A 20144-nucleotide genomic window follows, 5' to 3' on the forward strand; every position below is an offset into this window, starting at 1 on the left:
TCCCCCGTGACGGCACTGCGCATCGGCATCGCCGGCATCGCGATCGAGTCGAGCACCTTCTCCCCTCACCTGACCCGCCTGGCCGACTTCACGGTCACCCGGGACGACGCCCTCCTGGCCCGGTATCCGTGGATCCGGGAGCCGCGGCCGTGGTGCGAGGCGATCGAGTGGGTGCCGTTGCTGCACGCCGTCTCCCTGCCCGGTGGTGCGGTCGACCCGGACGTGTACGACGCCCTCGAAGCCGAGATCGTGGAACGCGCCAAAGCCGCCGGGCCGCTGGACGGCCTGTTCTTCGACATCCACGGGGCCATGAGCGTCACCGGACGCACCGACGCGGAGGCCGGCCTGGCCGCCGCCGTACGAGCGGCCGTCGGCCCGGAGACGCTGATCTCCGCGTCCATGGACCTCCACGGGAACGTCTCCCGCGAGCTGGCCTCCACGGTCGACCTGATCACCTGCTACCGGATGGCACCGCACGAGGACGCCTGGGAGTCCCGGGAACGCGCGGCGCGCAACCTCGTGACCCGCCTGCGCGAGGGCGGGCGCCCGCTCAAGGCCTGGGTCCAGGTGCCGGTGCTGCTGCCCGGCGAGAAGACCAGCACCCGCATCGAGCCCGCCAAGAGCCTGTACGCCCGCGTGCCCGAGGTCGAGGCCATGCCCGGCGTGCTCGACGCCGCGATCTGGGTCGGGTACGCCTGGGCCGACGAGCCCCGCTGCCGGGCCGCCGTGGTCGTCACCGGCGACGACGAGGCGACCGTCACCGAGCAGGCGCGCGGCCTGGCCGAGGCGTACTGGAACGCCCGCGCGGACTTCGCCTTCGTCGCCCCTACCGGGGGTTTGGCGGACTGTGTCCGGTCGGCGATCGACAGCGACGCCCGGCCGTTCCTGATCAGCGACTCCGGGGACAACCCCACCGCCGGCGGCGCCGGCGACGTCTCCGCCACGCTGGAGTACCTGCTCGGCGTCGAGGAGCTCCGTCTCGGCAAGGTCAGCGCGATCTACGCGAGCATCGTGGACCCCGAGGCGGTGGACGCCGCGTTCGCCGCCGGCGAGGGCGCCGAGGTGACGTTGCGGGTCGGCGGCAAAATCGACTCGGGCCCGGCCGGCCCGGTCGCCCTCGCGGGCACGGTGCAGGCACTTCGCCGCGACGACCCGGTCGGCGGCGACATCGCGGTGCTCAGGACCGGCGGACTGCACGTGATCGTGACGGCCCGCCGCAAGCCGTACCACGAGATCCGCGACTTCACCTTCCTCGGCCTGGACCCCGCCGCGACCGACCTGGTCATCGTCAAAATCGGCTACCTGGAGCCGGAGCTGTACGACCTCGCGGCCGACTGGCTGCTCGCCCTCACACCCGGCGGCGTCGACCAGGACCTGCTCCGGCTCGGCCACCACCGCGTACGGCGGCCGCTGTTCCCATTCGACTCCGACATGCCCGACCCGGACCTGACCCCGGAACTGCTCTGACCCGGGAACCGCTCCGACCCCTGGAACTGCTCCAACCCTCTCCGAAAGGAACCGAACGTGCGCTACGAGATCTGCCTGGATTCGGCCGACGGCGTCGCCGCCGCGGCGGAGGCCGGTGCCGACCGGGTGGAGCTCTGCGCCGCCCTGTTCGAGGGCGGTATCACGCCGAGCATCGGGATGATCGAGCAGGCGGTCGCCGCCGCGGCCGGCCGGGTCAAGGTCCACGTGATCATCCGCCCGCGCGGCGGAGACTTCGTGTACGGCCCCGCCGAGGCCGAGGTCATGCTGCGTGACATCGCGGCGGTCAAGGCCGCCGGGGCGGACGGCGTCGTCATCGGCGCCCTGACCCCCGACGCGGACATCGACACCGAGCTGTGCGCACGGCTCGTCGAGGCCGCCCGCCCGCTCAGCGTCACCTTCCACCGGGCGTACGACGTCACCCGCGACCCCGAGGCGGCGTTCGAGGACGTCGTCGCCCTCGGCGTGGACCGGCTGCTCACCTCCGGCGCGGCGCCCAGCGCCCTGGAGGGCGCGGACATGCTCGCGCGCCTCGTCGAGAAGGCGGACGGCCGGATCGTCATCCTGGCGGCCGGCGGGATCAACGAACGCACCGCCGCCCGCGTCGCCGAGCAGACCGGCACCGAGGAGATGCACTTCACCGCCTCGGAGGCACTGCCGTCGCCGTCCCGCCACACCCGGCCGGACATCTTCATGGGCGGCGCGCTGTACCCGCCGGAGACCGTCCGCGCGGTCACGACGCCGGCCCGGATCCAGAGCATCATCGCCGCCGCCGGTTGATTTCTCCGCAAGCGGAGGCGGAGGACGCCTCCAGAAGCCCCCGCATTCACCAAGATCCTGCAAAATTCAGGATATGAGGATCTCCGATGGCGAGCTGCGGCGCATCCAGTCCGGCCCCGCCGAAGATGACGACGAAGGCCTGATGCTCGTACGCGTGTTCTTCACGGCGACCGACCCGGCGGCCGTGATCGCCCGTGCGCGCGAGGTGCTCGGATGCGTTGTCGAGCGGATGGACTCATGGCCCGCTGAGGAAGAGTGGCCGAAGATCCTCCCCTCCTGGTTCGTCGAGCGGTCCGCACCGGAGGTCAAGCCGCCGGGACCGGTCTTCGATCCTGCCGACCGGGCCGCCGCCTGGCTGGAGCGCTGGCAGGCCACGACGCCGACAGAGGAGACCACCGCCGCAGAGGAGACCACCGACGACAAGGCGCCGTGGAGCCTTTCGAACTGGCTCTTCCATTTCGACCCGAACGAAGAGGAGGGCGGAGGCGACCGGAGCTGGTGGTGGTGGCATGCCGGAACCGACGCACCGGGCACGGGCTGGATCGACGTCGCCACGACCGGACTGCCCTTCGGCACCGGAACGCTGTACTGGCTGATCGAGGCGAGCGGCGGCGCGGACCCCGGCTACTGATCACACTCGCCGCCATCGACCGAACGCGGAGTCGCAGGATCAGCCGATAGCGAGCCGGATCGGCATCCCGCCGACGTTGTGGTCAGGTCCAGCCGTTCGAGCCCGGCCGTGGAGAACGACGCCGGGCTCGGCTGCGTCGGCTAGGCGTCCGTCGTCTGGGCGGCGTCGCGAGCGGTGACCATCGGAGATATGGCGGCGACCTCGACACACTGGCCGCCCGTGTTGCCGCTACGGCTGCTCTTGCGCCATGAGACGGTGGACAGATCCAGAGTCTTCATGAGTTCTCCAAGATCGTGCGGAGTAGAGCCAACGAGTCATCTACGGACATGGCCACACCCCTGATCAGGTTAAAGCTGAGCTCATGATCCCGCACTTTGTCGGGCTGATCAATCACTTGACCTTCAGCGTGCCCCTCGATGTACACAACATCGGAACGATCGTCGAAGTTCAGCAGGGTGAACGAACCCATGAACCCGAGGTATGCGCCGGTCCTGCCAGGCACGATCTGGACTGTGACGTTTGGCTGTTGGGCGTGTTCGATCAAGCAGGCGATCTGCTCTTTGCGGACCTCCTGGCCGCCGACCGGCCGGTGCAGAACCCACTCGTCCAGGATCAGAACAATCTGGGGAGGGTTCTCGCGAGCGAGAATCTGCTGACGCTCCATACGGGTGGCGATGAGCTGCTCGATCGCGTCAGTCGTCCGTCCGGTCTTGAGCACCTCATAGGCGTACTGCGACGTCTGGAACAGGCCGGTGATGGCCATGCTCTCGAATATGTACATCACGGTCGCCTTTACCTCCAGATCGATGAATCCGGAGAACCCTGGTGGTAGCTCTGCGCACTTGCCGGCGCGCCGGATCTCGACCCACATCCGGTGGAACGTCTCCGGCGTCTTGAAGTAGGTGTCGAGGTCTTCCGAAGCCGCCTCCGATGGCGCACGCTGGCCCGTCTCCAGCTTCTCGATCCACTGAGGGGTGCAGCCCAGCGCGCTGGCCAGCGCCGGCCGGGAGAGCCGGGCCGCCTCGCGGTGACCGCGGAGCACCGCGCCGAACGCTCGAATCAGGGGGTCTCGCGTCAGAGCGCCATTCGCCATCGTGAGTCCTTCGGGGGCCGGGGGTGCCATCAGGTGTTGCCTGTATGTAGCCTCAAAGTAACTCAGCGTACGAGTCTGGTCACCGGAAATCGGCGGGCGAGCAGAACGGAATTGGTCGTGAAACCGTACAGACCGGAAGACATTCATGCGTACGCGAAGTGGCTGACCCAGGAATGCCAGACGGCGGGGCTACGCGCCGAGCAGTATGGCGCGGAAATCTTCATACACGGGATAAGCAATCACCTCAGCGAGAGGATCATCTGCAAACCGGATACACAAGGGCACCTCCGATGGCACTGGTCGTGGGGAGTCCCGATCGGCAACCTGAACGACTCATCCCGGCTCCTCACCGTCGACGACGCCGAGGAACTGGTCCGATCGATCAGCAAGGTCGTCTGCGTCCCACTGCGGCGTACGGAGACGGGACGATGACGCCCGAGGAACGGCTCATGCGCTCGCTTCCGGCGCTACGTGCCTTGGTCGACTCGCTGGCGGCTCGACCACCGTCCGAGGCGAGGGAGTTGTTGCGGCTCGACTTCCTCATCCGCAAATACCCGGCCGCCGCACGGATGAGCCTGCAGCGGAGTCAGCGGGCTCATACCGACCTGCTGCCGGTACCGCCGCAGGGGTGGTCGTCGGCACTGGACACCGGCGGGCTTCCGCTGTGGCGGAGGGCCGGTGGTCAGGTCTGTGTGGCGACCAGCGACATCGATCAGCTCCGCTTCCTCGGAGTGGCCCTCAGCCGGTTCGACGAGATGACCGCCGAGGAGCTCGACACATACCTGCGCGGCTGACCTCATGCGACATCGAACCAGGGCTTGTGGGCAGCCCAGTGCTTTACCCATCCGGCGAAGCCGGGGGACCCGGTGGTGAATCCGAACTCGGCGCCGAAAGGCGCCGCGCCTTCGCCGCAGATGTTCCAGACGTGTCCGCGGTGCGGCCCCGTGACGATGAGATGCCAATACATGCCGCAGCCGTCAGTGCCCAGAACGATCGAACCGTGATCGAAGACCTTGGAAATGGCTTCGTCGACCTCATCCTGCGGCCGTGGGTCATCCTCGTCTCCCTCCCACAGCCAAGGTGCGGTCAACGGGAACGGCTTGGCCGGCGCTCGCTGAGGGCGACCATCTCCCCAGTCCCCGGGCATCTCCGCCAGCGGGAGAAGTCCGTAGTCCGGCGGCCCCGAGGCAGAGCCGTCGCAGACCTCCGCGACGAACGTCCGATACGGCTCGGGCAGCACGATCCCGTGCTCCGTTTCAAAAGCACGCACCGCTTCCCACCCTAGAGGTGGTTCGCACGAGTCCACATCGAAGGTCGCCCGGAGAGCTTCCAGATCAGCAGGGTCAGCCTGATCAGCATCCATGCCACCGATAGGTATCACTACGCGCTGACATCGCCGCCGGTATCCCATGACTGCCGGAACGATCGCTGAAGTCCGCTATGCGTACGAGTCCGGGCTGACGACGTATTTCCGTCTGGTGGGTGTCACCCAGATCAGTCGTCCCGGCTCAGGGTGGAGCAATGTCCATCCCGCTGATTGTTTCAGCCGGTGGTGTTTCCGACACAGCGTTGCGAGGTTGCAATCGCACGTCGCTCCGCCCTCGTCATACGGAACCGTGTGGTCGAGGTCGCAGGCTTCTGCCGGTCTTCGACAGGTCGGGAATCTGCACGTACGGTCGCGGGTCTCGACACTGTGACGCAGGGCCTCCGGCGGCCGGTAGGCGCCCTGGGTGTGCTGATTGTCCGGACCGTCGACCGAGGTGGGGCCGTGCCCACAGCCAGGACGCGTCTCGAGACCACCGAGATGTGCCGTGATGAGGTTCGCCAAGGCCTCTCGGCTCATCGCCTCGTCGCCGTCATGAGGTGCCGGAATGTGCCCGTGGCCGACGGCGCGCCCGGACTGGCCGATCGCGGTGTAACACCACCGCCGCCCGGTGGCCGTGGCCGCGATCGCGCGCGCCACCGAGGCCGGGACCGCACCGTGGCCGGGAACGTCGCCGGGCTGATCCGCCATCCCGAGCAGCGTATGAAGCGGCACGATCAGGTGGACCGTGCCGACGAAACCGGCCTTGGACGCCGACCGGGACACTGGCAGCCGGGCAGGACGGTCGGCCTCACGCGTGCCCGCCCACTGGTCGGCCGGTTCGATGCCGTCTGGCCCGTCGACCCAATCGGTGTCGGGCCGTTCGTCGGGCTGATCGTTCGTCGGTGGCCAGCTGGGCGTGGGGCCGGCGCCCAGCAGCAGATCGAGAAAGACCTGGGCACGCAGGAAAGCCAAGGAATGCGAGGATCCGTCGGTCTTGAGCGCTCGCGCCAATGCGGTGATGCGGTTGTCGGCGGCCAACGCCTGGTCGGCGGGAAGGTCACGCCCGCACAAGTCGGCGGTGTGGTCGTCCGTGGCCCGCAACTCGACGCGGCGACCGGCTTCGGCATTCACACGGCGGAGTTCGGCCGCGCCAGGGTCGACCTCGATCAACGCCCGCTGGACCGCGCTCCGCAACTGCCCGGTCGTCTGCCGTGGCGCCTCGGGCAGCACACGCCGCTCCATCAGCCGCGCGGTGGCGGCGTCCGCAACGCCGTCGACGGCACGGGCGATGACCCGCGCCTTGGCCTCATCGATCAGCCCCTGACGAAGGGCGTCCATGGTGCCCGGCAGCTTGTCGGCCAGCGGGCAGGCCAGCTCTAGCAACCGCGCGGCACCCCAGCCGGTCAAGGTGAGCTCCAACTGGATCTCACTCACGGCGGACTCGAACGCCTGCACACCGCCCCCACATCGGGTGCGCTTTTCAAGCAACGCCGCCACAGCGGCCAGTTCTCCAGCCTTTGCCCACGAGCCCAGCCGTCGCCAAGCGCCGATCGCAGTCAGCAGACCATCATCGTCCAGCGATGCCACACCCGTGGCGGCCAGCGCCGCCGCTGACCCTGGACCCGGCGGAACCTCCAGGTGGGACCCATCCACGTCCAGACCGTCATCGAACCACAGCACCGGCGCCAGCTCTTCGATGAATTCACCCGGCCATACGTAGGCCGGATCCCCATCCCACCCCGGCGCATATCCGTAAGAGGAAACGGCACACGCTATCTGAGTCACGCCGCACCTCTTTCGGTACGCTATTAACGCCCCAGTTCATCGAACATGCTATCGCAAGATCGCCGCTAAGCAATGCTCTATATCCACACAAAAACGACAGACTCAAAAACCGGTTCACGAATATTGAGCGACGGCACCGATTTCCCTAGGAGGAGGCAGAGCCGTTCGTGCGCGACAAATCCGCAGTAGCCGCAGCTCGGCCTGGCTAAAAGTGGAGCAGATAGCAACCCCGAAAAAGTCTCGGAGGCCGAGTCGCACGAGAGAGGAGGCGCATAACCAGCGCGAAAATACACTAAGGCCGCCCCTGCAGGGGGACGACCTTAGGATGGGATGTTCGGCTTTCGCCTAAGCACCGAAATGAGACTACCAAATCCACCCCGGCAAGGCGATGACAATACTCGGATACTATCGGCGCAAACAAAAGGCGATCATTTGGACATTCCAGCGGTGAGGCCGGCGACGATCTGTTTGGTGGCCACCAGGAAGAGCAGCACCAGTGGGATCGTCGTGATCACCAGCCCGGCGGACAGCTGCGCGTGTGAGGCCTCGAACTCGGCGAAGAACCGGGTCAGGCCGGTCGGCAGCGTGTACTGATCGTCCTTCAGCAACACCAGCGGGAAGAAGAAGTCATTCCAGAGCGGAATGAACTGGAACAACGCCACGGTCGTGAGCGCGGGCCGCACCATCGGCACCATGATCCGCGCGAAGAGCCGTAGCTCGCCCGCGCCGTCGATGCGGGCGGCCTCTTCCAGCTCCATCGGCAGCTGCCGGAAGAACGCCGTCAGCACGAAGACCGAGAACGGCACGCCGCTCCCCGCGTACACGCAGATCAGCCAGAACCGGGAGTCGACCCCCGGCAACGCCGTCGTGAGCGAGTTGACCAGGTAGAACACCGGGACCGCGCCGAGCCGGATCGGCAGCATGAGGCCGGCGAGGAAGTACGACGACAGCGCCCCGCGGCCGCGGAAGCGGTAGCGCCCCAGCGGGTAGGCCGCGAGCACGGAGACTCCGGTGCCGAGGAGCACCGAGCTCACCGTGATCACCACGGAGTTCACGAAGTAGGTGCTGAAGTTGCCCTCGGACCAGGCGTGAGCGTAGTTCTCGAACGCCGGGTGGAGGGGCAGCCCGAGCGGCTGGTTCGCCAGGTCCTTCTCGGTGCGGAGCGAGTTGAACGCCATGATGATCAGCGGCGCGAGGGCCGCCAGGGCGTACGTCCACAGCAGGAGGACCGAGGCCACCCCGCCGACCCGCGGGCGCTTGCGGAGGGTCCGCGTGGCCGCGGCCACGGCGGTCGGTTTACGGACCGTGAGTGTGCTGCTCATCGCACGCGTTCCTCCATCCGGCGGAAGACGTGGTTGGCCGCCAAAGAGACCCCGAAGATCAGGACGAACATGCAGACGGCGAGCGCGCAGGACTGGCCGATGGCGTTCGGGTCGGGGTTCTCGAACGCCGTGCGGTAGAACACCAGGCCGAGGACGTCGGTGGCGTACTGCGGGTTGCCCTGGGATCCCTGCAGCGCGTAGATCAGGTCGAGCACGTTGAAGGTGCCGATGAAGGTCAGCACGGTCACGATGCCCATCACAGGCGTGAGCAGCGGCAGCGTGATCCGCCGGAACACCTTCCACGACGACGCGCCGTCGACGCGGGCGGCCTGCTCGTACTCGTCGGGGATCCCGGCGAGGGCGGCGCCGAACAGCAGCATCGGGAAGCCGACCCACTGCCAGGCGTTCACAACGATCGCCACGGGCAGCGCCAGGTGCGGGTCGCCGCGCCACGGCTGGGCGAGCGAGCCGAGGCCGACGCCGCGCAGTGCGGCGTTGACCGCGCCGAACTGCGGGTTGAGCATGATCGACCACAGGTAGCCGACGACGATCGGGCTGACCAGGTGCGGCAGCGTGTAGGCGGTCTGCAGGAACCGCTTGCCCCGCCGCGACTTGTGCAGCAGCACCGCGAACGTCAGTCCGAGGGTGGTCTGGATCAGCATCGTGCCGATGAAGAACAAGGCGTTGTGGCCGAGTGCGCGCCACACCTGCTCGCTCAGCGGGTACTTGGTGAACAGGTCACGGAAGTTCGCCAGGCCGGCGAAGCCGTTCTGCTTGTTCCCCGACCACGAGTACACGCTGTACTGCGCGGCGGAGACCAGCGGATAGACGATGAACACCGTGTACAGCGCCAGAGCGGGCAGCAGGAAGGCCAGCAGGACCCGGCGGCGGGGTCGCCCGCCGCCGGCTCCGACCGGACGCCTCAGCCTCCGCTGGGCTTGAACCACGCTGAAATGCCCTTCTGGACGAGTTTGCCCGCGTCCGCGGCCGAGGAGCCGCCCAGCATCTTCTGCAGGGCCAGCCCTTCCTGGTCACGGCCGAGGGGGTTCCCGTAGCCGAAGTCGACGACCATCATGTAGGTCGCTCCGTGAGACTGATAGTTCTGGTACGCCTGGGCGAGCAGCGGGTCGCCGGGCGTCGTGCCGGGCACGGTCGAGATCTGCTTGAGCGTGCCGGCGTACAGCTGCCCGAACTCCGGCGTCGCCATCCATTTCACCAGCTCGGTGGCCTCGGCCTTGTGCTCGGAGTGGGCGTTGACGCCGTACGACCCGTCGACGTAGCCGGAGGTGAGCGGCTGGTTCACCTTGGCGCCGGGCGCAGGCGGGGCGTCGAAGAACCCGAGCTGCAGGTCCGGCGACGTCTTGGTGAACGGCCCGACCTCGTACGAGCCGCCCGGGTACATCGCGGCCTTGCCGCTGGTGAACAGCGTCTGCGCGTCCGGGTAGTCGACGGCGGCGACCTTGTCGGGGAAGTACGACTTCAGGCCCGCGACGGTCGACAGCGAGGCCGTATAGTCCGGGTCGGTGAAGTTCTTCTTCCCGGTGAGGACGGCCTGCTCGAAGTCGTTGCCGCCGTAGCGGGTCGCGCCGAAGATCTGGTGGTCGATGGCGAGGACCCACGGCTGCAGGCCGCTCGTGGCCAGCGGGGTGATGCCGGCCTTCTTGAGCTTGTCGCAGGCGGCGGTGAAGTCGGCCCACGTCTTCGGCGGGTCGATCTTCTGGTCCGCGAAGATCTTCTTGTTGTAGATGACCTGCAGGGTCTGCAGGGCGTACGGGACGCCGTACAGCTTGCCGTCGTCCTTGCCCTTGGCGGCCTGCAGGACCTTGTCCTGCCAGCCGCTGACGTTCACCTGGCCGTCGAGCGGCACGAGGTTGCCCGCCTTGATGTAGGACTGCAGCGGCCCGTACGGCTTCAGCTGGACGACGTCGGGTCCGCCCATCGACTTCTTCAGCTCGTTCGGCAGCACCGTCAGATAGTCGGTGGATTTGATCGGCTTGAAGTCGATCGTCACCTTCGAATGCTTCTTCTCGTAGGCGGCGAAGATCTTCTTGTATCCCGCGGTGTCCTCGGGACGCCACGACAGGACAGTGAGGTGGACCTTGCCACCGCCACTGCTCGTGCTCGGTGCGCACGCCGGGAGGGCGAAGGCGACGCCGAGCGCCGCGACAAGCGTGCAGAACTTCCGCATCAGGAGGATGACCCCTTTCTCAGCTGCCCCCGACGTCCGACTAGACCTCAGGCCGGATCCCGCGCATGGCGTCCCGTACGGAGCCCCCCGCCGCCGCCAGCGCCTCGGCCGCGTGGTCGGGGGGAACGTCGCACAACAGGGACAGCAACGCGGTGCGCGTGTCGCCGCCGGCTCCCGCCAGCGCCGCCGCGCACGTCTCGGCGTCCAGACCGGTCGCCTCGACCAGGATCTTGATCACGCGGCCGCGCAGCTTGGAATTGAGCGCGTTCACGCTGACCATGAGGTTGGAGTAGGTGCGGCCGAGCCGCACCATCGCGGCCGTGGACATGGCGTTGAGCACCAGCTTGGTGGCGGTGCCCGCCTTCATCCGGGTCGAGCCGGTCACGGCCTCGGGCCCGGTGTCCACGGCGATGTTGACGTCGACCTCGGCACCGAATGCCGCGGCCGGGTTCGAGCTTATCAACGCGGTGTGAGCGCCCTGTTCCGCTGCGGCGCGGAGCGCGCCCACGACGTAGGGCGTGCGGCCGCTCGCGGTGATCCCCACGGCGAACTCGCCGAGGCGCACGTCCTCGGCGTCGCGGGCTCCGAGGTCCTCGTCGTCCTCGACGTCCTCGATCGCCTGGGACAGCGCGCCGAGCCCGCCCGCGTGGTGGGCGACGACGAGACCCGGCTCGATGCCGAACGTCGGCGGGAGCTCGGCGGAGTCCAGGACCGCCAGCCGCCCGGAGGTGCCGGCGCCGAAGTAGTGCACGCGCCCGCCGCCGCGCAGCGCGTCGACGGCGAGGTCGACGGCCTTGGCGACCTGCGGCAGCACCTTCGCCACCGCACTGGGCACCTGCTCGTCCTCGGCGTTGATGAGACGGAGCACGTCGAGGGTGGGCAGCAGGTCGATGTCGACGGTGCGCGGATTGCGACCCTCGGTGGGGACCCCCTGCAATACCCCTACGGAGAGGCGATCGGTCACCGGCGCCTCCGATCCGATCCCACACGGCGGACCCGGACCGCTTCGCGGGTCGCCTCCAGATGCTCGCGGGTCGGCTCGTACGTGCGCTGTGCGACGCCGACGAAGACGCAGTCCACGACGGTCAGCTGGGCGAGCCGGCTCGCCGTCGCGCCCGACCGGAAGGTGGTCTCCCGGGCCGCCGTGGTCAGGACGTAGTCGGCGGCCTCGGCGATCGGCGAGCGCGGGAAGTTGGTCAGCGCGACCGTGGTCGCACCGCGCCGTTTCGCGACGTTGAGCGCGTCGATCGTGTCCACCGTGGTGCCGGTGTGCGAGATGCCGACCGCGACGTCGCCGGGCTCCAGGACGGCCGCGCTGGTGAGCATGATGTGCGCGTCCGACCAGCCGTAGGAGGTGCGCCCTATGCGGTGCAGCTTCTGCTGGAAGTCCAGGGCGACGAAGGCGCTGGCGCCCACGCCGTAGATGTCGACCCGGCGCGCGTCGACGATCGCCGCGACGACCCGCTCGAGCGCCTCGATGTCGAGCTGGTTGGCGGTCTCCTCGACGGCACGCGCGTCGGCGAAGGAGATCTTCTCCACGACCTGCTGGAGCGTGTCATCGGTGCTGATGTCGCTGCCGACGACGCGCCCGCCGGTGACCCCCTGGGCGCGCCCGGCCTCGGTGGCCAGGGTCAGCCGCAGCTCCGGGTAGCCGGCGAAGCCGATCGCGCGGCAGAACCGGATGACCGTGGTCTCCGAGGTGCCGCAGGCCTGCGCGAGCTCGGTGATGGTGGAGTTGGCCACCGCCTCCGGATCGTCGATGACGCGCTGGGCTACACGCGCTTCAGCGGGGGGCAGAGAGGGCAACAGGGAACGAACGCGAACGACCGTGCTGAGCGAGGCGCTCGCACCGTCGGCCGCCGGCCCGGGGTCGGGCCCGACCTTGCTCATGGAAGAAATTTTCTTACGAAAATGATTCACTGTCAATATGCCATGTTCTACGGTCACAGTGTGTGTTCTAACGTGAAGGGTCCGTACGTCGTGGGCGTGGACGCGGGAGGCACCAACACCCGTGCCACGATCGTCGCTGTCGACGGCGTTGTCGCTGGTCGTGGCCGTGGGCCTGGCGCCAATCCTAACTCCAGTGCCGACCCGGCCGGTGCGCTGACCACGGCGGTTCAGGCCGCTCTGGGCGACCTGGACCCGCTACAGATAGTAGGCGGTGTTTTCGGTATCGCGGGCGCCGGGTCGGCGGGGCGGCCGAAGGCGGTCGCCGCCGCGAACGCCGCGTGGCGGACGCTGGGCATCCCGGGACAACCGGAAGTGGTCACCGACATCGCGATCGCGTTCGCCGCGGCGAGCCCCGAGCCGGCCGGGCTGGTGATCTTCGCGGGCACGGGTGCGGGCGCCGCCGTGATCGACGACGGCGCGCTCGTCCGCCGCGCCGACGGCTACGGCTGGCTGGTCGGGGACGAGGGGTCCGGAGTGTGGATCGGCACCGAGGCGGTTCGCGCGGCGCTGCGCGCGTACGACGGGCGCGGCGCCCCCACCACCCTGGCCGAGAGCGTGCCGAGGCTGCTGCTCGGGGAGGCCGCCGCGCCGCTCCTCGCGGAACTCGACCTCAAGACACTGACCGTCGGCACCGGCGACACGGCCGGAGCCGCGATGTCCTCGGGAGCCGCGCTCCCGCAGGCGATCCTCAAAGAGGTGTACGGCGGGCCGCCCGCCGGGCTCGGCAGACTGGCCCCACTGGTCACCGCCGCCGCAACGGCGGGCGACGAGGTGGCCCGGCGGATCGTCGCCGAGGCCGCGGACTGGCTCCTCGCCGACGTCGACGCCATCCGTCCCGCGCTGGAGGAGACCACGCGGTCGCGGGGCCGTCCGGGCGTCGTGGTGGCCGGTTCCCTGCTGGAGAGCGGGCCGGTCGCCGACGCCGTACGCGCCGGGCTCCACGAGCGGTTCGGCGTCGAGGCGTCCGTGGCCCACGACGGCACGCTGGGCGCCACCCGCCTGGCCCTCCGCCGCGCGGGCGTGACCGTCCGCGAGTGATCCGGACGCGGTGACGGCCCTCGCCGCACCGGGCGGAGGGCCGTCACGTCGTACGGTCCGGCGTCAGCGGATGCCGTAAGCGCGGATCACGGTCTGGTCGACCGCGCCGTCGATCTTCGTCCGCAGCGAGACGAACCCCTTGGCCGGGTTGCGGAAGGACGCCACCCACTGGTCACCGTCGGCGCGGAGGGAGACCGGAGTCCAGGACTTACCGTCGTCGAAGGACGTCCACAGCGACGGCTCGACCCCCGCCTTCGCCTGCTGCGGCACCACCGTCAGGGTCTGCGTCGTGTTCGCGCGCGCCTGATTCGTGTCGTCCAGGGCCGTCCGGTACTGCACGGTCGGGAGCTTGATGACGTTGTCCTGGCCCACGGTGACGTCCCAGACGACGTGCTGGCTCGTCGCCAGATCCGACCAGGGCGCCGACCGCGTGGCGTTCGTGGTCAGCGTGTACCTGCCCGGTGCGGGGCGCGCCCAGATCGCGCCATAGCCCGGGACGATGCTCTGGCCAATGCTCTCTCCGCTCAGGCTCACGAGCGCCGAGTCGCCCTTCATGAAGGAGTAGCCCCCGACGTTGCTCACCCCGTCGGTCCCGGACAGCATCGCCGCGTCGTACCCCGTCCCGTCGCCTGTGTCGAGGACGAGTTCGCCGTCCGCCGGGCCGAGGGGACCCTTGTTCCAGCTCCGTGTGTACGTCCCCGCCTTCGGGAACCGCTCGTTGCGGAACTGGGCGTCCTCGTTCCCGTTCTCGAAATCGCAGTCCGAGGTGGTAATGAGCCCGGTCAAGTCCCAGTCGAACCCAGGGGTGTAATACTCGGTCCGCGTCGCCGGCAGGCCTCCCGTCTCCGTGTTGAAGATGGCGATGGCGCTGCTTCCGAAGTCGACACCCGCCTCTTCCTGAGCGCAGGCCGGCTTGCCCTCGCCGGCGTACCCGGTCTGCACGGCCGCCAGATCCTTCGTGCGGGCGCTCAGATTCGGGTCCGTGGGGATGCCTGCCGCCTTCCGGGCGACGTTGTACGAATACGGGCTGTCCTTGGTCTTGCCATCCTGGGTCAGCAGCGACTGCAACTCGTACTCGACGCCGCCATCCTCGGCGGCCGGCGTGACATAGAGATGGTCCCCATCGATCTCTGTGACGTCCCGGAACACGCCGCCGATCCGCTGCGAGACCCAGACGACGGTCCCGGCCGGTTTCGCCCCGGCCTTGTCCACCTCGACGTGGACGGGGTTGGCCTTCCGGGCGTCCAGGGTGAGCGACACGTCGCCGGCCACCGTCACCTTCGGCAGGTAGATGAGCGACGTGGACGTCGTCCCGTCCGGCTCCGGCGTCTTCACGATCGCGTTGATCGTGTAGTCACCGGGGGGCAGCGACCCCTCGGCGTGCCCGTTCACGACGTCGACGAAGGACGGGTCGCCGCCGTTCAGCGGCCAGATGCGCAGGCCGTCCACCTCGTCCGACGTGGCGGTCGCGCCCTTGCGGTCGAGCACCGTGGCCTGCAGCAGGTGCTCACCGGCCGCCTTGGTCCGCGTCAGGCGCGCGAACTTCGGCATCTTCCTCTTGCGTTGGATCACCACTCCGCGGTGGGACGGCCCGTGCCCGCGTTGCGCCGGTTCGACCTTGACCGGCGAGGCGGGTGCCGTCGCCCCCGCGTGCGGCACGGGTCCCGCCGCGACCAGGGCCAGGGCTCCCAGCCCGACCAGCGTCTTCTTGACCATTCGCACTCCTTGCCTTCGGGCACCATCGCGGCGCCGGGGAAAGGACGTCGTTGATCAACGTCTCCCCCGTACCTGGCCGGAGAGGGGCAGGGAGTTCCCGAAGATCGGCGTCCTTCCATGCTTCGCCGAAGCCGGGAATGGTGTTCATCGATCACGGGTGTGGGACGGCGACCGGCGGGGTCCCGCCGTCCCACACCCGGTCCAGGGGCGTCGACGCCCACCCCGCCCCATCGATCCGGACATCGATGGGGCGGGAGGCAGGGCGGACTACTTGCGGAAGGTCAGGCCCGTGCCGAAGGGGTAGAGGGTCGACTTCGGGTCACCGGCGGCGGGGATCGTGACGGGCAGCTTGCCCTGGGGGCTGATCTCGCCGAACAGCACCTTGGTCAGCGACTCCAGCGACGCCGGCGTGTAGCCGTAGGTGGCGAGGTAGGTCTTGGCCTCGGTGAAGTACCCGATGTCGTACGCGTCGCGTACCGCAGCCACGATGACCGGCTTGCCGGTGGCCACCAGTGCCTTGACGAGGTTCGCCTGGCCCGGCCCGTTGTGGCCGGACTCCGTGGAGACATCCCAGGCGCGGTTGGTGGTCACGACGACGACGTCGTTGTCCTTGGCCTTGGCCACGGTCTGGTCGATCGTCGCCTGAGAGGGGCTCGCGCCGGTCTGGTACACCGTCGTGGCCGGGCCCCGCTTGTGGATGTCGTCGGCGAGCGTCTGGGTGGTCGAGACGCCCCAGCCGGTCACCAGGACCTTGCGGCCGTCCTTCTTCAGCGGCAGGGCGTCGTTCTTGACCAGCGTGGTCGTGCGGTCGGTGACGCGCTGCTCGGCGGCGAGATGCGCGGGCGTGCCGACCCGCGAGGCGACCTTGCTCTCGTCGACGTACGGGTTCGCGAACAGGCCGTGCGTCTTCTTCAGCTCCAGCAGCCGGTAGACCGACTGGTCGATCCGGGACTCGGTGAGCTCCCCGTTCTTCACGGCGTTGACCACCGCGTGGAACTGTAGGTCGTACAGGCCGTTGCCCTTGGCGTCCACCGGCGGCTTCTCCAGCTCGTCCGCGCCCGCCTTGATGGCCAGCACCGGGACGCGGTCGTCGCCGTACTTGTCGCGGACGCCCTGCATGGCGAGGGCGTCGGTGGCGATGACGCCCTTGAAGTGCAGCTTGTCGCGGAGGATGCCGGTGAGGATCGGCTTGGACAGCGTCGCCGGGTCACCGGACGGGTCCAGCGCCGGGACGATGATGTGCGCCGTCATGATCGAGTCGACGCCGTGCGCGATGGCGGCCTTGAAGGGCGGCAGGTCGAGCTTCTCCCACTGCTCCTTCGTGTGCTTGATGATCGGCACGCCGGTGTGGCTGTCGGTGTCGGTGTCGCCGTGGCCCGGGAAGTGCTTCGCGGTTGGTATGACGCCCGAGGCCCGGTAGCCGTCGACCTCGGCGGCCACGAACTTCGAGACCAGCATCGGGTCGGAGCCGACCGACCGGACCCCGATCACCGGGTTCGCCGGGTTGACGTTGACGTCGGAGTCCGGGGCGTAGTCGGTGTTGATGCCGATCGCCCGCAGCTCCTGGCCGGTGATCTTGGAGGTGGTGTACGCGTCGCGCGGCTTGCGCCCGGCCCCGAGGGCCTGGCTGCCGGGGAACTGCGTGAACGGAGCCGGCACGCGGGTCACCACGCTGCCCTGCTCCTGGTCCGTGACGATGGTCATCGGGATCGGCACCCGCTGCCGCATGGCGGCGTGCTGGATCCCGTTGGACATGTGCGCGACCTGCTGGGGGCTCGCCAGGTTGGGCGGGTCGACGGAGTAGTAGATGATGCCGCCGGGGTGGTACTTGGCGATCAGCTGCTCGGCGTTGTCCACCCCGTACAGCTTCTGGTTGGCCGCGACGGCGGCCGGGTCCTTGGTGTCGGCGCTCGTGCCGTACACCTGCAGGACGAACAGCTGGGCGACCTTCTCCTCAAGACTCATCTTGCGGAGGACCCGCAGGACACTCTGGTCCTTGCCGGGCGCGGACGCCGCCTGGGCGCTCCCCGCACCCAGTCCGGCGATGGCCACGAGCGACGCCGTGCTGATCGCGGCGAGCCGTCGGCGACGGGACATCGAGACTCCTTCCGTCCGCCCCCGAAGACGAATAGAAAGAAAATGACTGGATGAGACCAGCCTCTGGAACTTAGTTCCGCCCACGGGCGCGCGTCAACGGTTTCGGATGTCACATGATCGTCAACGACCTGATCGAACGTGGGCCGCGACCCTGCGCGCCGCCGTACGGTGCTCCGCCGAACCCACGATCCGGGAGGCCTGGGAGACGTCGACGTACGGCGAGCGGAACAGCCCCCGCTCCTGTTTCATCCGCAGGATGCGGGTCACCGCCTGGTCGAGCCGGCTCTGCGGGATCTGCCCCGACCGCACCGCGGCCAGCACGGCGCGGTAGGCGCTGCTCAGGGAGGGCGGCATGAGGAGCATGTCCGCGCCGGCCCGTACGGCGCGGACCGCCGCCTGCGGCGCGCCGTACTTCATCGTCGCCCCGGCCATGCTGAGGGAGTCGGTCACCACGACCCCGTCGTAGCCGAGCTTCTGGCGGAGCAGGCCCGTCAGGACCGTCTTGGACATGGTGGCCGGATCACCCGAGTCGTCCAGGCCGGGGACGACGATGTGCGCCGTCATGATCATGTCGACGTGGTGGGCGATGGCGGTCTTGAACGGCGGCGCGTCCAGGCGTTGCCAGGTCGCCATCGAATGCTTGATCACCGGCAGGCCGGTGTGGCTGTCGGTCGCGGTGTCGCCGTGCCCGGGGAAGTGCTTGGCGGTCGCGATGAGCCCGGTCGCCCGGTAGGCGTCGATCGCGACGCCGACGAGGTGGGAGACCTTCTGCGGGTCGGCGCCGAACGACCGGACGCCGATCACCGGGTTGCGCGGGTTGACGTTGACGTCGGAGACCGGCGCGAAGTCCTGGTTGATGCCGATCGCGCGGAGCTCCTCGCCGGTGACGCGGGCCGCCGCGCGTACGTCGTCGTCGGGGTTCTTCGTGGAGGCCAGCGCCTTGTTCGTCGGGAACCGGGTGATGTACGGCACGCGGGAGACGATGCCCTGCTCCTCGTCGGTGCCGACGAGGAGGGGAACCCCGGCCTTCATCGCCGCGCGCTGCAGGCCGTTGGACAGCGCCGCGGTCTGCCGCGCGGTGCGCAGGTTCTCCGGGAAGTAGATGACGCCGCCCGGGTGGTACTGCCCGATCATCGCGGCGGCGGCGGACGCGGTGGTGCCCTGGACGGTCGGGATGAACAGCTGGCCGACCTTGTCCGCCGTGCTCATCCGCCGGACGAGCGCGTCGACCGGGTCGGGGCTGGGACGGGCGCTCGCCGTGGTCCGGTGCCCCGCCGCCGTACGCCGTGCGGGCCCGTCGTCGGAGCGCGCATCGGACCCGCACGCGGACGCCGACGCGGCCATCGTGACCGCGGCGACGGCGGCGAGGAGCCGCAGGCCGCCGGTCCGTCTCACTGTCCCACCCTCCCCGTACGAATCTCGCCGAGCACCCCGGATCCCGCTTCACATCCCGCACGACGCTAACCATGGGATCGGCGTCCGGCAACCGCACCGGGCGAGCGACCCTGGGCCGAGCTGTAGCCGGGGTGTACACCCAGGGTGAGGCCCTGCTGCTCGGCGACGCGCCGGAGCATCGCGACCAACTCGCCGTGTTCGTCGGCGGACAGCGCCGCGCAGATGTCCCGCTCGTGCGCCATGCCCACCTCCCGGAGCTCGGCCAGCAGCCCGCCGCCCTTCTCTGTTAGGTAGACGGCGTGCGAACGCCGGTCGTTCGGATTCTTCCGGCGCTCGATCAGGCCGCGCCCCTCGAGCTCATCGGCGAACGGAACGAAGCGGCTCGGCGGCATGCCGAGATCGTCGGCGAGTTCGCGCTGGCTGCGGCCCGGGCGCGCGGCCAGCATCCGCAGCAGGCCGGCCTGCGGGGGCGTGAGGTCCAGCGCGGCGATCCGGTCGGCGAACAGCCGGGCCGCGTGGGACCCCAGCTGAGCCAGCAGGAACGCCGCCCCGCCCTGGGCCGGGGGTCCTTCAGGTCTGCGATCCGTGCTCACACGAACACTATATAAGCTTGACAATCGTTCCGAGATGTAATGATTATGTTGCGTACACGGTTCCGCGTCGAGGAGACACCATGACCACCGCCCCCGTCACCGGTCGCCGGCCACAGGCCGGTCCCCCATTGCTCGCCCCCGTCCTCGCCTTCACCGCGCTGACCATCGGCTACGTCGTCGCCAACCGGGCCACGCCGCATCCGGACGCCTCCGGACTCGCGGTCCTCGACTACGCACGCGCCCACGGCACCGCGATCAAGGTGGGGGCTCTCCTGCTGTTCGCCTCCGCCGTCCCCCTCGCTCTCACGGCGGCGGTGCTCTACCGGCGGCTCCGGGCCCTCGGCATCACCGCGCCCGGGTCGGCCATCACCCTCGTCGGCGGCGTGCTGTCGTCCGGCGCGCTGACGCTGAGCGCGATGTCCGGCTGGAGCGGCGGCCGCCTGCCGGCCAAGGCCGACCCGGCGCTGGCCCGGGCCCTCGCCGACCTGTCCTTCCTGGCCGGCGGCCCGGCCTACGTGGTGACGTTCGCCATGCTCATCGCGGGGATCTCGGTGACCGGCCTGTTCACCGGGCTGCTGCCGCGTGCCCTGACCATCGTGGGCCTCGTGCTGGCCGTCGCCGGGATGCTGTCCATCTTCACCCTGGCGACCATGTCCGTCGCGCCTCTGCTGCCGATCGTCCGCTTCGGCGGGCTGCTCTGGCTGGTGGCCGTCGCCGCCCTGCTCCCGCGCACCCGCCCCTCCCGCCACCAGTGATAAGGAGACT

Annotated in this window: 19 protein-coding genes; 6 read left to right on the forward strand and 13 right to left on the reverse strand. The window is 69.2% G+C overall.

Going from position 1 to position 20144, the window contains the following annotated elements; translation table 11 throughout:
• Positions 1 to 6: 6 nt before the first annotated feature.
• The 3 genes from ACQP2O_RS46180 to ACQP2O_RS46190 all read left to right on the forward strand — a co-directional run bounded on the left by ACQP2O_RS46180 (position 7) and on the right by ACQP2O_RS46190 (position 2896).
• Complete coding sequence (locus tag ACQP2O_RS46180) at positions 7 to 1467, forward strand: M81 family metallopeptidase (RefSeq protein ID WP_433175895.1); 1461 nt, start codon at positions 7 to 9, stop codon at positions 1465 to 1467.
• A 57-nt stretch (positions 1468 to 1524) separates the two neighbouring features.
• Positions 1525 to 2265, forward strand: a complete 741-nt coding sequence (locus tag ACQP2O_RS46185; RefSeq protein ID WP_433175896.1) for a copper homeostasis protein CutC — start codon at positions 1525 to 1527, stop codon at positions 2263 to 2265.
• 73 nt (positions 2266 to 2338) lie between these two features.
• Positions 2339 to 2896, forward strand: a complete 558-nt coding sequence (locus ACQP2O_RS46190) for a hypothetical protein (RefSeq protein ID WP_433175897.1) — start codon at positions 2339 to 2341, stop codon at positions 2894 to 2896.
• A 140-nt stretch (positions 2897 to 3036) separates the two neighbouring features.
• Here the strand turns inward: ACQP2O_RS46190 and ACQP2O_RS46195 are convergent, their stop codons facing one another.
• Positions 3037 to 3174 (reverse strand): DUF397 domain-containing protein, encoded by a 138-nt coding sequence (locus tag ACQP2O_RS46195; protein ID WP_433175898.1) that lies wholly within the window; start codon positions 3172 to 3174, stop codon positions 3037 to 3039.
• On the reverse strand, positions 3171 to 3989 hold the full coding sequence (locus ACQP2O_RS46200) for a helix-turn-helix domain-containing protein (RefSeq protein ID WP_433175899.1): 819 nt from the start codon (positions 3987 to 3989) through the stop codon (positions 3171 to 3173). The genes ACQP2O_RS46195 and ACQP2O_RS46200 overlap by 4 nt, the downstream gene beginning before the upstream one ends.
• A gap of 428 nt (positions 3990 to 4417) precedes the next feature.
• On the opposite strand from ACQP2O_RS46200, the gene ACQP2O_RS46205 reads away from it, so the two are divergent.
• Complete coding sequence (locus ACQP2O_RS46205; protein WP_433175900.1) at positions 4418 to 4783, forward strand: hypothetical protein; 366 nt, start codon at positions 4418 to 4420, stop codon at positions 4781 to 4783.
• Between the two features lie 2 nt (positions 4784 to 4785).
• Here ACQP2O_RS46205 and ACQP2O_RS46210 read toward each other — a convergent pair whose 3' ends face one another.
• The 7 genes from ACQP2O_RS46210 to ACQP2O_RS46240 form a co-directional block, all read right to left on the reverse strand.
• Complete coding sequence (locus ACQP2O_RS46210) at positions 4786 to 5352, reverse strand: SMI1/KNR4 family protein (RefSeq protein WP_433175901.1); 567 nt, start codon at positions 5350 to 5352, stop codon at positions 4786 to 4788.
• A 75-nt stretch (positions 5353 to 5427) separates the two neighbouring features.
• Entirely contained in the window at positions 5428 to 7080 is a 1653-nt protein-coding gene (locus tag ACQP2O_RS46215) for a DUF222 domain-containing protein (protein WP_433175902.1), read from the reverse strand.
• A 428-nt stretch (positions 7081 to 7508) separates the two neighbouring features.
• A complete protein-coding gene (locus tag ACQP2O_RS46220; RefSeq protein WP_433175903.1) occupies positions 7509 to 8402 on the reverse strand; it encodes a carbohydrate ABC transporter permease in 894 nt (297 codons plus the stop codon).
• The gene (locus tag ACQP2O_RS46225; protein WP_433175904.1) at positions 8399 to 9349 is read right to left on the reverse strand and encodes a carbohydrate ABC transporter permease; all 951 of its coding nucleotides are present in this window, start codon (positions 9347 to 9349) and stop codon (positions 8399 to 8401) included. The genes ACQP2O_RS46220 and ACQP2O_RS46225 overlap by 4 nt, the downstream gene beginning before the upstream one ends.
• Positions 9325 to 10590: an ABC transporter substrate-binding protein gene (locus ACQP2O_RS46230; protein ID WP_433175905.1), complete on the reverse strand. Its 1266-nt coding sequence runs from the start codon at positions 10588 to 10590 to the stop codon at positions 9325 to 9327. The genes ACQP2O_RS46225 and ACQP2O_RS46230 overlap by 25 nt, the downstream gene beginning before the upstream one ends.
• A 40-nt stretch (positions 10591 to 10630) precedes the next feature.
• Complete coding sequence (murQ, locus tag ACQP2O_RS46235; RefSeq protein WP_433175906.1) at positions 10631 to 11554, reverse strand: N-acetylmuramic acid 6-phosphate etherase; 924 nt, start codon at positions 11552 to 11554, stop codon at positions 10631 to 10633.
• Positions 11551 to 12480 (reverse strand): MurR/RpiR family transcriptional regulator, encoded by a 930-nt coding sequence (locus ACQP2O_RS46240; RefSeq protein WP_433175907.1) that lies wholly within the window; start codon positions 12478 to 12480, stop codon positions 11551 to 11553. The genes murQ and ACQP2O_RS46240 overlap by 4 nt, the downstream gene beginning before the upstream one ends.
• Positions 12481 to 12540: 60 nt before the next feature.
• Between ACQP2O_RS46240 and ACQP2O_RS46245 the strand changes: the two genes are divergently transcribed.
• On the forward strand, positions 12541 to 13578 hold the full coding sequence (locus tag ACQP2O_RS46245) for an N-acetylglucosamine kinase (RefSeq protein WP_433175908.1): 1038 nt from the start codon (positions 12541 to 12543) through the stop codon (positions 13576 to 13578).
• Between the two features lie 63 nt (positions 13579 to 13641).
• On the opposite strand, the gene ACQP2O_RS46250 is transcribed toward ACQP2O_RS46245, so the two are convergent.
• The 4 genes from ACQP2O_RS46250 to ACQP2O_RS46265 form a co-directional block, all read right to left on the reverse strand.
• Positions 13642 to 15294 (reverse strand): hypothetical protein, encoded by a 1653-nt coding sequence (locus ACQP2O_RS46250; RefSeq protein ID WP_433175909.1) that lies wholly within the window; start codon positions 15292 to 15294, stop codon positions 13642 to 13644.
• Positions 15295 to 15561: 267 nt separating this feature from the next.
• Positions 15562 to 17391 carry a glycoside hydrolase family 3 protein gene (locus tag ACQP2O_RS46255; RefSeq protein WP_433175910.1) on the reverse strand — a complete coding sequence of 610 codons (1830 nt, stop codon included), beginning with the start codon at positions 17389 to 17391 and terminating at the stop codon, positions 15562 to 15564.
• Positions 17392 to 17511: 120 nt separating this feature from the next.
• Positions 17512 to 18786 carry a glycoside hydrolase family 3 protein gene (locus ACQP2O_RS46260; RefSeq protein ID WP_433175911.1) on the reverse strand — a complete coding sequence of 425 codons (1275 nt, stop codon included), beginning with the start codon at positions 18784 to 18786 and terminating at the stop codon, positions 17512 to 17514.
• Between the two features lie 65 nt (positions 18787 to 18851).
• Positions 18852 to 19379: a MarR family winged helix-turn-helix transcriptional regulator gene (locus ACQP2O_RS46265; protein ID WP_433175913.1), complete on the reverse strand. Its 528-nt coding sequence runs from the start codon at positions 19377 to 19379 to the stop codon at positions 18852 to 18854.
• Positions 19380 to 19459: 80 nt separating this feature from the next.
• On the opposite strand from ACQP2O_RS46265, the gene ACQP2O_RS46270 reads away from it, so the two are divergent.
• Positions 19460 to 20134 (forward strand): hypothetical protein, encoded by a 675-nt coding sequence (locus ACQP2O_RS46270; RefSeq protein WP_433175914.1) that lies wholly within the window; start codon positions 19460 to 19462, stop codon positions 20132 to 20134.
• The last annotated feature ends 10 nt before the right edge of the window (positions 20135 to 20144 follow it).

The organism is Actinoallomurus sp. CA-150999 (assembly GCF_050942425.1).
Classification (GTDB): domain Bacteria; phylum Actinomycetota; class Actinomycetes; order Streptosporangiales; family Streptosporangiaceae; genus Actinoallomurus.